Origin of the sequence: Rhodococcus sp. AH-ZY2 (genome assembly GCF_030916465.1) — a bacterium.
Lineage (GTDB): Bacteria > Actinomycetota > Actinomycetes > Mycobacteriales > Mycobacteriaceae > Rhodococcus > Rhodococcus ruber.
On the sequence record NZ_CP126458.1, the window covers coordinates 4,821,421 to 4,834,474 of the forward strand.

General features: G+C 70.6%; 9 protein-coding genes. 3 read left to right on the plus strand and 6 right to left on the minus strand.

The window, feature by feature from the left end; translation table 11 throughout:
- Nucleotides 1-92: 92 nt before the first annotated feature.
- Nucleotides 93-2,054 carry a hydantoinase B/oxoprolinase family protein gene (locus QNA09_RS23195; RefSeq protein ID WP_040273011.1) on the minus strand — a complete coding sequence of 654 codons (1,962 nt, stop codon included), beginning with the start codon at nt 2,052-2,054 and terminating at the stop codon, nt 93-95.
- On the minus strand, nt 2,051-4,114 hold the full coding sequence (locus QNA09_RS23200) for a hydantoinase/oxoprolinase family protein (RefSeq protein ID WP_119700224.1): 2,064 nt from the start codon (nt 4,112-4,114) through the stop codon (nt 2,051-2,053). Before QNA09_RS23200 ends, QNA09_RS23195 begins: the two co-directional genes overlap by 4 nt.
- A 110-nt stretch (nt 4,115-4,224) precedes the next feature.
- On the opposite strand from QNA09_RS23200, the gene QNA09_RS23205 reads away from it, so the two are divergent.
- Nucleotides 4,225-5,784, plus strand: a complete 1,560-nt coding sequence (locus QNA09_RS23205) for a PucR family transcriptional regulator (protein ID WP_119700225.1) — start codon at nt 4,225-4,227, stop codon at nt 5,782-5,784.
- Nucleotides 5,785-5,812: 28 nt separating this feature from the next.
- On the plus strand, nt 5,813-7,363 hold the full coding sequence (locus tag QNA09_RS23210) for a PucR family transcriptional regulator (protein WP_119700226.1): 1,551 nt from the start codon (nt 5,813-5,815) through the stop codon (nt 7,361-7,363).
- A gap of 138 nt (nt 7,364-7,501) precedes the next feature.
- Here the strand turns inward: QNA09_RS23210 and QNA09_RS23215 are convergent, their stop codons facing one another.
- Entirely contained in the window at nt 7,502-8,146 is a 645-nt protein-coding gene (locus QNA09_RS23215) for an RES family NAD+ phosphorylase (RefSeq protein ID WP_026138123.1), read from the minus strand.
- A gap of 7 nt (nt 8,147-8,153) precedes the next feature.
- On the minus strand, nt 8,154-8,753 hold the full coding sequence (locus QNA09_RS23220; RefSeq protein WP_017682279.1) for a hypothetical protein: 600 nt from the start codon (nt 8,751-8,753) through the stop codon (nt 8,154-8,156).
- Between the two features lie 477 nt (nt 8,754-9,230).
- Here QNA09_RS23220 and QNA09_RS23225 point away from each other — a divergent pair, with 477 nt between their 5' ends.
- Complete coding sequence (locus QNA09_RS23225; RefSeq protein ID WP_048771218.1) at nt 9,231-10,379, plus strand: hypothetical protein; 1,149 nt, start codon at nt 9,231-9,233, stop codon at nt 10,377-10,379.
- Nucleotides 10,380-10,463: 84 nt separating this feature from the next.
- Here QNA09_RS23225 and QNA09_RS23230 read toward each other — a convergent pair whose 3' ends face one another.
- Both QNA09_RS23230 and QNA09_RS23235 read right to left on the minus strand, forming a co-directional pair.
- Nucleotides 10,464-11,579, minus strand: coding sequence for a CaiB/BaiF CoA-transferase family protein (locus QNA09_RS23230; protein WP_017682277.1), 1,116 nt, complete (start codon nt 11,577-11,579; stop codon nt 10,464-10,466).
- Nucleotides 11,576-13,042, minus strand: a complete 1,467-nt coding sequence (locus tag QNA09_RS23235; protein ID WP_010596314.1) for an aldehyde dehydrogenase family protein — start codon at nt 13,040-13,042, stop codon at nt 11,576-11,578. The genes QNA09_RS23230 and QNA09_RS23235 overlap by 4 nt, the downstream gene beginning before the upstream one ends.
- Nucleotides 13,043-13,054 lie beyond the last annotated feature (12 nt).

A 13,054-nucleotide genomic window follows, 5' to 3' on the forward strand; every position in this document is an offset into this window, starting at 1 on the left:
CAAGGGGAGTCTTCGGGGAGGGGAGAGTCTTCGGGGAGGGGAGAGCGGGAAACCTCAGGCGGGGCAGCGGGATCGCTGCCCCGCCTCACGCGTCAGGACCAGTGCGCGACGGAGCGGGTCCGCAGCAGGTCGCGGAACTGGGCGGTGGTGGTGGGCAGCAGCGCGCCGGTGCCCCAGTCGACGATCACGCCGTAACGGCGCACGAGGTCGAGCATGGACAGCTCCCCGCTGCGGTAGCGGGCGGCGACGGCTTCGGGGTCCTCGCCGAGCCAGCCCTCGCGCGATGCACGGATCTCCGTGCGGAGCCGATCGGTGGCGTCGTCGTCGAGCTCGTAGCGGTCGATCTCGGGGTCCACCGGCACGACGACGACGCCGTAGTCCAGGGCAGCGCGCTCGACGGAAACGTAGCCGTCGATCACGTCCTCGAGCACGGCCTCCGGGTCCCGCTGCAGCGGATCCCCGTACCCCCCACCGCCCGCCGACGGCCGCTCGAACGAATCCCCGGACTGGACCGGCACATTCGAGAACACGGACCCCAGGAAGCGCTCCTCGGGAGTGCCGCGGTTGAGCCAGACGCCGTGCGGGATGGACGGCAGACCACCCTCGATGCCCCACGTGACCGAGCGGGAACGGTCACAGCAGTACGACATCACGCTGTTGTCGCTGTCGGTGAGGACGCCGCCCTTGGACAGGCCGCACCCACCGCGGTATTCGCCGGGCCCACCGGAATCGGTGATGATGGCGTGCTCGGTGGTGAGCACGGGGGTGAGGCGTTCCTGTCCCTCGCACGGCTGCACGGCCAGGCCGATGCCGAACACCGGTGCCGTGGCGCTCGATCCGTCCTTCGAGCTGCGGCCTCCCCAGCCGCCGGCCATCCAGTCGTACCACATGAAGAACGGCCGCTCCTCGGTGCGGGCGTCGCGCCCGCCGACGAGCAGGTACTCGAGGTTGAACGAGCAGGCGATGGCCCGGGAGGGCACGACCTTCGACCACAGTTCGAAGATCGCGTTCATGATCTTCTCGTAGGGACCGGAGCAGAACCCGGTCACCGCGTGCGGCCAGCCCGCGTTGACGACGGTGCCCTCCGGCCCGAGGTCGGTGTGAATCGCGTTGTACAGACCCGAGTTCAGCGGCACGTCGGGGAAGAACGACTTGGTACCCGCCACGATCCCGGAGAACGCGGTGCCGTAGCCGCTGTTGAGGAAGCTGGCGACGGCGGGCGCACTGCCGGTCAGGTCGTAGCTGAGCTGGTCGCCCTCGATCGTCATGGTGACGCGGATCGGGACGAGCCCTTCGGGACGCGCCGGATCGGAGTCGAGGTAGTCCTCGGTGGTCCAGGTGCCGTCCGGCAGGTCGGCGACCCGGCTGCGGACGATGCGCTCGACGTAGTCCTGGACCTCGCGCATCGCGTCGGTGACGGTGCCGCGACCGTACTTGTCCACCAGCCGGTGAATCTCGCGTTCACACACGCCCGTCGCCTCGGCCTGGGCGTGCAGGTCGCCCATGCTGATCTCCGGCGACCGGGTGTTCGCGACGAGCAGTTTCGCGACGTCCGCGAGGAAGCGGCCCTCGTGCCACACCCGCACCGGGGTGATCCGCAGGCCCTCACCGAAGTGCTCGGTGGCGGTCACGTCGAACGATCCGGGGACGCTGCCGCCGATGTCGGCCCAGTGTCCCTTGTTCTGCGCGAAGGCGATGAGGACCCCGTCCGCGAAGATGGGCCGGACGAAGCTGACGTCGTTGAGGTGGGTGCCGCCCCGGTAGGGGTCGTTGACCATGAAGATGTCGCCGGGGTTGATGTCGGAGCCGAATTCCTCCAGCACGGCCTTGCACTGGAAGTGGAGGGTGCCGACGTGGACGGCGATGTCCTGGCTGCCCTGCATCACGGTGTTGCCCTCGGCGTCGCACAGCGCGGAGGAGAAGTCCCGCGAGTAGATGACGAACGAGTAGCAGGTGCGCAGGATCTGCTCGGACATCAGGTCGACCGAGGTGGCGAACGCGTTCTTGAGGACCTCGAACGTGACCGGATCGAGGGTGGGGGACGTGGTGGTCATCGGGACTCCTGGATGTCGATGCGGATGTTCGCCCACTCGTCGATGGTGGCGGTGGTCCCCGGGGGGACGACGGTGGTGGAGTCGAGCTGGGTGATCACGGCAGGGCCGGGGATGCGCGTACCGAACTCCAGGGTGTCGCGGTCGAAGACGGGTGTGTCGAGCCGTCCGTGCGCCTCGTCGAAGTAGACGCTGCGCCGTTCCACTGGCACCGGCTCCGCGGTGGTGGGTTCGGAGGTGCGGGGGAAGTTCGGCTTCGGTGTGGTACCCACCGCGCGCAGGCCGATCTGGTAAATCTCCACAGGCGTGTCGTCGCGCCGGAACGAGTAGTCCCGCTCGTGCTCCTCGTGGAATCGTTCGACGGCCTCCGCGAGGAAGCCGGGACCGCTGCCGGCGGTGACGGTGAGCGACCGCCACTGTCCCGCGTAGCGCATGCTGATGTGACGGTCGAGGACCATCCGTTCGGGTGCGACCCCCTCGTGGCGCAGACGCTGCGTGCCCTCCTGCTCGAGGCGCAGGAACTCGCGTTCGAGTGCGGTCGTGTCGATCTCGTCGACGCGGCCCTGGAACATCGCCGACAGGTCGTGGCGGATGTCGACGAGCAGGCAGCCCTGCGCCGAGGTGATGCCCGGATGGGGCGGCACCACGACGGTGGGAATGGACAGTTCCTTCGCGAGGGCCGCGCCGTGCAGGGCGCCCGCGCCGCCGCAGACGACGAGGACGAAGTCACGTGGATCGTAGCCCCGGCGAATCGACAACAGCCGCACCGCATCCGCCATGTTCGCGTTGGCCACCTGGATGATGTTGCTCGCCGCCGTGTCGGCGTCGAGACCCAGCGGTCCGGCCACGCTCTGCTTGATCGCGTTCTCCGCGGCCGCCACGTCCAGGGTGAGTCCGCCGCCGATGAGGGCGGTGCCCAGGCGGCCGAGCAGCACGTTCGCGTCGGTGTTGGTCGGCTCGGTGCCGCCGCGCAGGTAGCAGGCCGGGCCGGGGGAGGCGCCGGCGGACTGCGGCCCGTTGCGCAGCGAGCCAGCCTCGTCGAGCCAGGCCAGGGAGCCGCCGCCCGCCCCGATGGTGAGCACCTCGATGCTGGGGAAGGAGATGGGGAAGCCGTACTCGACCTGCCACTGCTTGGTGGTGCGGACCTCACCGTCGTAGACGAGCGAGATGTCGGTGCTGGTGCCGCCCATGTCCAGGCCGATCGCGTTGGGGTATCCGCAGCGGGTCGCGATGTCCGCGACGGCGATCGCGCCGGCGGCGATGCCCGAGGCGGCCAGCCGGACGGGGTACTTCTCCACCATCGCGGGGGTCATGGAACCGCCGCCGGAATGGAGCAGGAGCAGGTCGCCGTCGTACCCGTCGGTGCGCAGCTGCGCTTCGAGCCGGTTGACGTATCCGCTGACCAGCGGGGCGAGCACGGCGTTGGCGACGGTGGTGGAGGCGCGGTCGTACTCGAAGATCTCGGGGAGGATCTCGCTCGACGTCGAGACGGTGACGTCGGGCAGCTCGGCCTCGAGCAGGGCCCGTACACGCTGCTCGTGAGCGCTGTTGACGTAGCTGTTGATCAGGCACACCGCGACGGTCTTGATGTTCTTGCGGCGCAGGATCCGGGCGATCTCGCGGACCTCGGTTTCGTCGAGCGGGGTGACGACCTCGCCGGCGTAGTCGATGCGTTCGGTGACCTCGTACCGGTCACGGCGGCGGATGTAGGGGGTGCCGACGTCGACGTACGTGTCCCACAGCTCGTCCTTGGTGCCGTCGCGGATCTCGAGCACGTCGCGGAACCCGCGGGTGGTGACCAGGGCGGCGGGCGGGAAGTTGCGGGTGATGAGCGCGTTGGTCGCGACGGTGGTGCCATGGGAGAACAGGGTCACCTCGGTCAGGTCGATGCCCGCGGTGCGCACACCGTCGACCACGGCGCGCATGGGGTCGTCGGGGGTCGAGGGGACCTTCGCGATGCGGGTGGTCGATGCGCTCTCGTCGAAGATGCACACGTCCGTGAAAGTGCCGCCGACGTCCACGGCGACGCGCAGGTGGGGATTGCGAGATGTGATCATCGTCATACTCCTGAATCGGGTGGACTCAGTATTCGGCCTGGTCGACGCCTCATCAATTGGAGAAAGTGAATCGAGTTCGGCAAATCGTTGGAGATTCTCACATCGGAGGGGGAAAGATGTCGCGCATGCTTCCGGACCGTTTCCGGCTCGTCGACCTGCTGCTCGAACCCGATCTCGGGCTCCGGCTGGTGACCGACGCCGACCCGAACGTGGGAATCACCGGGGCGCACCCGATCGAGATCGAGAACCCGACCCGGTGGCTGCGGCCGGGGTCGATGATGCTCACCACCGGCTCGCGCTTTCCCAGCCTCGAGCACCCGCAGCAGGCCTGCCGCGAGCTGATCCGCGAACTCGTCGGTTCGGGCATCACCGCACTCGGGTACGGCGTGGGAGTGATCACCGGCGACATTCCCCGGTCCCTGCTCGACGAGGCCGAACGCCACCGGTTCGCCGTGGTGGCGATCCCGCCGGAGCTGCCGTTCATGGAGGTGGTCGGACGCGTCAATGCGGCAGTGCAGGCGCAGGACTCGATGCTGCTGCGACGTACGCTGCAGATGCAGAACCACCTGCTCGAGGCGATGACCGCCGAGTCCCCGGAAGCCGACCTCGTCGCGCGTCTCGCCGGGCTGCTCCGCAGCAGCGTGGTCCTCTACAACGAGGTCGGCGACGTCGTGGCCTCGGCCGGCGGCGCACCCGTCCACCTGATCCGCAACCAGTTGCGCGGCCGGGACGGGCGGCTGCTGTTCCGGGTGGGCCGGTGGTCGGTGAGCGCGCATTCGATCTCGCCCGGCGACCAGCACTACTGGCTGGCGCTCGCGTCCAAGAGCAACGAACTCGCCGACCCGCTCACCGCTCCCGCGGTCGAGGTGTCGCTGCGGCTGCTCAACACCATCGAACGCACCCGCCAGCGCGCCACCGTCGAGAACCGCGCGCGGCACGCCGCGCTGGTGCGGGCACTGGCGTCGGGCGATCCGGCCGATGCCGACACCGTCCTGGACCAGCTCGAGATGCTCCGGTTCGGCCCCGAGCCCGACATGCGGATGCTGGTCCTGTCCGCCGCCCCCGACTACGACAACCGCCGATGGGTGTTCCGGGCGAACTCACTGCTCGACGCCGTCGAGTCGGACGTGTCCGGTCTGGCCCGCGACATCGGGCTGACCCTGCTGCTCGCCCGCGGCGACGGCGGCCTGATCGGAGTGGTCCCGGCCCGGGCCGAGGCCTTCGAGTCGTGGTCCCACAACCTCCCGCAGGGATTGACGTGCGGCTCGAGCGAGCCGTTCACCGATCCCGCGCGCGGGCCCGGCAAACTGCGGGAGGCGCGCTGGGCACGACGGTCCGCCGAGCGGCTCGGCAGGACCGCCCAGCGCTTCGAGGACGTGAGCCTCGCCGACTGGCTGCTGGCGGGCCGCGACCCGGAGCAGGCCCTCGGGCGCGCCACCGCGGTGCTGGGTCCCCTGCTCGACGGCCACGACGACCTGGTCGATTTCCTCGTGCTGCACCTGGCCCGGGACCTGGACGTGGGACGCACGGCACGGGAGCTGAATCTGCACCCGAACACCGTGCGGCACCGGGTGAAACGCGTCGAGGACCTGCTGGGCCGGTCCCTGCGCTCCCCGCGGGACGTCACCGACCTCCACCTGGCCCTCGAAGTCCTCGCCGAACGCCCCACCTCATAGTCGCCCGGTGTGCGGAAGGATCGTCGTCATGGCTGTCACCGTGCGTCGGCTCACGACGCTGCCGGATCTCGGGCTCACTCTCGTGGCCGGTCGCGACGGCGCCGACCGTGTCATCGAGTGGGCGCATCCGATCGAGCTTCCCGACCCCACCCCGTGGCTCTCGGGCGGAGAGCTCGTGATGACCACCGGCCTGGAGATCGGCGCCGACGCGGACGCGCAGTTCGCGTACCTCCAGGGCCTGGTCGGAGCCGGCTGCGTGGCATTGGCGTTCGACACCGGCACCCGGTTCGACCGCGTGCCCGACGGTCTGCGCGCCGCGGGTGACGCGCTCGGGTTCCCGGTGCTCGCCGTGCCCGCCTCGACGCCGTTCATCGCCATCACCCGGGCGGTCATCGACGAACTGACCGCCGATCAGGTGCGGGCGGTGCAGCGGGTCGTCGACCAGCAGGAGCGGCTGGCCCGGGCCACGCTGCGCGGGGGCGTGCCCGCGGTGGTGACCGCGCTCGGCCAGGCGCTCGCCGGCGTCGTCGCCGTCGTCGACCCCGACGATCGCGTGCTCGCGGAGTACGGATCGGACACGAGCCGGGCGATCCGGCACGCCCGCGCGGTGTCGGAGTCGGCGTCCCGATCCCCGCGGCGGCGGCAGCTGAGCAAGGTGCTGGCCGACGACGGCGGGCACTACACCGTGCAGAGCATCGCGGCCGCCCAGGACCTCTACGGATACCTCGCCGTCGGCACCGCGGAACCGCTCCCGCCGGCCGACCGTCTGCTCCTCGCCCACGCCGTGTCGCTGATCTCCATCGAACTCGGCAAGCCCGCGAAGGTGCAGAGCGCGGAGCAGCGGTTGCGGGCCGTCGTCACCCGGACCCTCTTCGACGCACCCGAACGCATGGACGCCGGCCTGCTCCGGTACTTCGGGTTCGAACCGACCGACACCGTCGCGGTCGCCGTGCTGACCGACGTCGGTCCGCTGCTGCCGGCGGAACGGCAGGTCGGCGCCGCCCTCGCCGCCGAGGGGATCCCCCACCTCACGGCGTCGATCGGTGCGGATGTCGCGGTGGTCCTGCCGGCCGACCGGGCACGCGAGGTCGCGACCCGGGTCCAGGACCGCGTCCGCGCGCAGCTCGGCCGCCCGGTCCGGTGCGGGCTGGGTGGTCCGGGCGCCGTGACGGACGCGAACAGCAGTGTGCATCAGGCGCTCTCGGCGGCACGCGCGGCGCGGGACGGCAGCCGGGCACCGGTGGTGTTCGCCGAGCTGGGCACCTTCTCCGTGTTGCTGGGCATGCAGGATCCGGATGCGCTGCAGGCCATCGCCCACTCGGGTCTCGAAGCACTCGATGCCTACGACGAGAAGCACGGAGCGAGTGGACGACTGGTCGAGACCCTTGCGGCGTACCTCGAGCACAACGGTCAGGCCGAGAGCACCGCCGTTGCCCTCGGTATCCACCGGCACACCCTGCGCAACCGGCTCGCCCGCATCACCGAACTCACCGGCCGCGACCTCGACTCGATCCACACCCGCGTGGAGTGGTGGCTGGCCGTCAAGGCTAGGGAAATGCTGGACGGCCGTGGTGGATAGGTGCCGGCGTCCGAGTTACCACACGAAGAGTCCGGCACCAGAGCAGAGGCATCGCGTCTGCGCCTCCCGGGGATACAGCCGTCCAGGGCGGGACAGAGCAGGCGCGGGGCGAGCGAGGCACTGGAGTGGATCGGCCGGTTATTCGATCGCGTAGCCGATTCGGTCGGCAGCTCCGGCCAACCGGGATGCGAATCCCGGGTGGTCGAGGGGGATGGTCATCTCAGGCTGATCCGGGAACGCCCGGGCGGCGGGCGTGAAGAGCACAACGCACAGTCCACCGGCGAACCGGCCGCGGTAGGCGAGCCCGTCGAGATCCGGGTGGGCGGCGCGAATGGTGCGCGCCCAGTGCTGGGCGATGCCGTGTGCTGCGGTCGAGAGCGCGAAATTCGCTCCGACGCGAGTCGGCCATCGGCCGGGCCCGTGGGCGGCGACGTCGAGCAGGTGCAGGGGACGGGTGAACCGCACCGCGGTCAGGTAGGGGACGCGGGTGCGGGTATCGATCACTCGAGTGGTCTGGAACGCCTCGGCCAACGCCCCGGGCACATCGGCGGCGCCGTACCAGACCCCGTGCCGGGCGTGGTCCCGGCGCGGCAGCGGGTGCGGATCGAACCGCAAGACCGGCCCGAAGGTGCGCAGGGTGTTCCACGGCAGGACGTGGTCGCCGCTCGTGGAGTGCACCCGCCAGACGATCGTGTCGGTGTCGAGGATCAGGTATTCGTCAGGGGTGATTCCGGCCGCGCGGAGCGCCTCCACGCCCGGCGGATGGGGCAGAGCTGGGAGCATCGGCGGCTCAGGCCGTCAGATACTGGTCGACGACCGACAGGGCGTCCTCGACGGCGCCGCCGGTGAGCAGCCAGTCGACGACCGAGGTCGGGGCACCGTCGACGACAAGGGACGGTTGCGGCGTCGTCAGCAGACCGTGGATCGACAGGGGCTGCATGTTCTCGGGCAGTGCCCGCAGGACGGCGTCGAGGCCGGGCACCTGGCCGTCGTCGGTGAACTGCACGGCGGGGAGCAGCAGCCGGTTCGCTCGCTTGAGCGCCCACAGGCTGCGGTCGCCGACGCGCTGTCGGACGCGGGAGGGGCCGACACCGCCGAGTCGTTCGGCGGCCTGCCCGACGGTCAGGGCGCTGTCGAGCAGGCGGCGCATCCGTGCGGTCCGGTCGGCGACGACGGTGGCGAGGGCGAGGAGCGATTCGGGTGCGCCGCCGACGTCGAGGAGGTCGGCTTCGTGGGCGGGCAGGGACGCTGCGGGACGCTTCGCGGCCCGCAGCGCACGCAACAGGGGCAACAGATCGCGGCGATCGATGCTCGGGGTGCCGAGCGCGTCAGCGGCGGCGCTTTCGAAGTCGACGTCACCGGCCAGGTAGCGGTCTTCCGTGTCGGCCATCCCCACCACCTCCTAACAGTCACTAACAGAGTATCGCGCTGTTAGTGAGGTGAGAGTGGGAGTTGTCCAAGGTGCCCGACAGCGCGCACACCGCGAACGATGTGGCCGGGAACTCGACGCAATCCACACCCCGACGGAGTGGTGAGCGGCCGTCGAGGCCCGGCAGATGCCGGCGGTGGCGGACGATCCGGACCCGGGCGGGGGATGCAACGCGGCGCAACGGTTGTGACGCGTGATCGTTTCGAGTGTGCTCCGAGTCACATTCTCACGAGTCGCATCCTCACGGGAAGGACACTCCGATGCTCCACGCTCCCACGGCCGGTCCCGAACTGCGCCGCCGGAGCTGACGAAGAACCGTCGAGGACACGGTCCGCGATCCGGCAGCCGGCTCCGGCCACCACGCCACTCACCGATCTCCTCGGCCGACGTTCCCCTCACCCCTCGATTCGAGGGCATCACAGAAGGTTCCGGTATCCCATGCCCGAACGCTCGCACGCCGACACGTCCCCGGGGTGGCTCGGATTCGGTGTCGTCAACACCGCCGTGGTCCTCACCGTCTCCGTCGCGGCGTGGTATCTGCTCGCCGACCCGCAGTTCAGTCCGTTCGACCTGTATCCGCTACCGTTCAATGCCCTCCTGTTCTGGGCGCTCCTGTTCGTCGTGTGGGCCGGATTCAACCTCGAGTTCTGGGGATTCGACCGGCTACGGCAGCCGTGGCGCGGACTGGTGTTCCTCGGCGCCACCTCGGTTTTCGCCGTCGTCGTCACCTACGTCCTGGCGAGCGGGATCGGCCACCTGTATCCCGACTACGCGGCCGACCGTCCCGACGGCCTGGGCTACTTCACGGGCGCGCTGTTCGTCCTGTTCGGCTTCTCCACGTGGGTTCTGGTGGTGCTCAACTGGGGGCACTGGCCGTGGACCGATCTGGGCCTGAAACAGCCGTGGGTCGGTGCCTGCGAGATCGTCACCCTCCTCGTCCCCACCGCACTGCTCTATTTCGTACTGGGGGTACCCGCGGTCTCGGAGACGGTTCGGGAGGGCACAGCACTGCTCGACGTCGACACACTGCTCGGCTGGTACTACTCGATCATCGTCGCGATCGTGCTCACCGGGCAGACCCTGGAGAACTGGCCGTGGCGACTGGCCGGGAGCCGCATGCGGGTCGCGCTGGTCTCGACGATCGGCAACATCGCGCTCGGCACCGTGTTGTTCGTGGCACTGCGCGCCGTGTGTGCGGTGCTCGTCGGCTCCGGCACGGCCGCCGACCCGGGCTTCCCGCTCGATCAGTTCCCGGCCCAGCTGGGCGTGTGCTGGGTCGCCTGGATGATTCTGTGGGCCAACGCCTTCGGTAACAAGCCGACGGCAGCCGGGGCCGTAGCGAATCTGGTGTCCCGCGCGGCGATCACGTTCGCCCTCGCCGTGACCACGTTCGTCCTGTACTACTACGTGGTCGCCGAGATCGTGCTGCACGAACCGGCCGTCGCCGACGGCCTGCACGGCAATGCCCTCGGGTTCATGGACCTGTTCGCGTTGGTGACTCTTCTGTACGTCGTCGGTTTCGAGTCCTTCGGGATCCGCCGGCCCGCCGTTCCCGCGCCCGAGGATCGCGCCGTCGCGCATCCCTGATCCGGCGGCGGTCCCGTCGGCGCGCGACGCCCGTCCCGCCGCGGCCGGACGCGACGGGACGGGCACTCCTCCGGGCCGCTCCGGTCAGTCCGCGGCTCCACCCAGGGGTGGCGGAGCCGACCGGTACCGGACCGGAGTCCTGGAGAAGGTCAACGGGTTTCCGACCTGCGGTGTGGCACTTCCGGGCACCGACACGACGGCGTCGAGACCGAGTCGCCGCGCGAACTCGAAGGCCTCGGCGACGTCGTTGATGGGTCCGGCCGGAACACCCACGCGGGCGAGTTCGTCGTACCAGTGGTCGGCCCCGGCCGTCGCGAGGATCGAGGTGATCTCCTCGCACAGTTCCTCGCGGTGTGCGACCCGCAGCGGGTTGCTGCAGAACCGCGGGTCGGTGGCCAGTTCCGGCGCGCCGATCGTCTCGGCGAGCCGGGTGAACTGCTTGTCGTTGCCCACCGCCAGCGCCAGCGGCCGGTCCTTGGTCGGGAACACCTCGTACGGGGCGATGCTGGGGTGCCGGTTGCCGAGAATCCCCGGCACCACCCCGGCACCGAGGTACGCCGAGCCCTGGTTGACGAGCGACGACAGCAGCGCGGCAAGGAGATTGGTCTCGACGCGCTGCCCCTCGCCGGTGCGCTGCCGGTGGTGCAGCGCAGCGAGGATCCCGGCGAGGGCGTGCAGGCCCGTGAGCACGTCGACGACCGCGACGCCCACCTTCGTCGGCGTGCCGGCCTCGGGTCCGGTGATGCTCATGAGCCCGCCGACGGCCTGCACGAGCAGGTCGTAACCCGGCAGGGCCGCTCCGTCGCCGCTCCCGAACCCGGTGACGGAGCAGTAGATCAGCCCCGGGTTGACGTCGAGCAGGTCGTCGTAGCCCAGGCCGAGCCGCTCCATGGTGCCCGCGCGGAAGTTCTCGACCACGATGTCCGCGCGCGCGACAATCCGGCGGGCCTCGGCCCGGCCCTGCTCCGACGCGAGGTCGAGGACCACGGAGGTCTTGTTGCGGTTGACCGAGTTGAAGTACGTGGCCGAGCCCGCGTCGTCGTAGGGCGGTCCCCACGCGCGGGTGTCGTCGCCGGTGCCGGGACGTTCGATCTTGACGACCTCGGCGCCCATGTCCGCGAGCATCATCGTGGCGTAGGGGCCGGCGAGGACCCGGGTGAAATCGGCGACGACGATGCCGTCGAGTGCGCCCTGGCTCATGCGATCGGCCTCCCGCCGCGAAGGTAGACGGTCGTGGTGTGGGTGAAGAACTCCCGCGCGGCGCGGCCCTGTTCCTTCGGTCCGTAGCCGCTCTTCTTCGCGCCGCCGAACGGGACGTGCGGATCGGCGCCGGCGGATTCGGAGTTGATGTGCAGGATGCCCACGTCCAGGTCCTCGAGCGCCCCGAGTGCGCGGGTGAGGTCCTGGGTGAACACGGCCGCCGACAAGCCGTAGTCGCTGTCGTCGGCGAGCGCGAACGCCGCCTCGGCGTCCGCCGCGCGGCACACGGCCAGGACGGGTCCGAACAACTCCTCCCGCCACACGTCGAGCCCGGTGCCGGGCAGTTCGAGCACGGTGGGCGGCACGTAGAACCCGGCCGCGAGTGCACCGTCCTCGTACGGCCGGCCGCCGCACAGCACGCGGGCACCCTGCCGGACCGCCTCGTCGACACCTGCCTGGATCGAGGTCCGCGCCGCGGCATCGACCACCGGACCCATGTGGACGTGCTCGTCGAGGGGATTGCCGACGGTCCACTTGCCGATCCGGGCGACGAGTTCACCGACGAACTCGTCGGCGACGTCGTCGGTGACGATCAGCCGGGAGGTCGCCGTGCACTTCTGCCCCGACGACCGGAACGCGCCGAGGAGCACCTGTTCGGCGGCGAGATCGAGGTCCGCGTCGCCGAGCACGACGGCCGCGTTCTTGCCGCCCATCTCCGCCTGCACGGGCACGCCCCGCGCGGCCCCGGCCGCCGCGAGGCTCCGGCCGACCGCGGTCGAACCGGTGAAGGTCAGCGCGTCGATCCCCGGATGGTCGGCGATGCCGGCGCCGACCTCCCGGCCGCCGATGACGAGGTTGAGCACCCCCGGCGGCAGGCCCGCATCGGCGAGGGCCTGCACGAGCCGCATCGCCAGCAGCGGCACGGTGCCTGCCGGCTTCCACACCACGGTGTTGCCGTAGGTCAGTGCCGGGGCGATCTTCCAGGCGGGGATGGCGATGGGGAAGTTGAAGGGGGTGACGACCCCCACCACGCCGACGGGCTTGCGCGCGACCAGGATCTGCTCCCCCCGGCGCGGGGAGGCGAACACCTCGCCGGCCTCCCGGTCGCCCTCGCCGCCGTAGAAGCGCAGGATCTGGGCCGCGCGGAGCACCTCGGCGACGCCCTCGCCCCGCGTCTTGCCCTCCTCCCGGGCGAGCTCCGCACCCCACCGTGACGCGGACGATTCGACGACGGCGGCCGCCCGGGCCAGGACGGCACCGCGCTCGTGCGCCGGGGTCCGCGCCCAGTGCCGGGCCGCGGCCCGCGCGGCGGCGACGGCCCGGTCGACGTCGTCGCCGGTGGCCGCGCGGCCGTGCGCGACGGTGACGTCCGGCTCGGCGGGGCTGATGCTCACCAGGGCATCGGCCTCGCCGTCGAACCACTCGCCGTCGATGTAGTGCTGCAGCAGAACGGGTGTCGTCATCGTGTGTCCCTT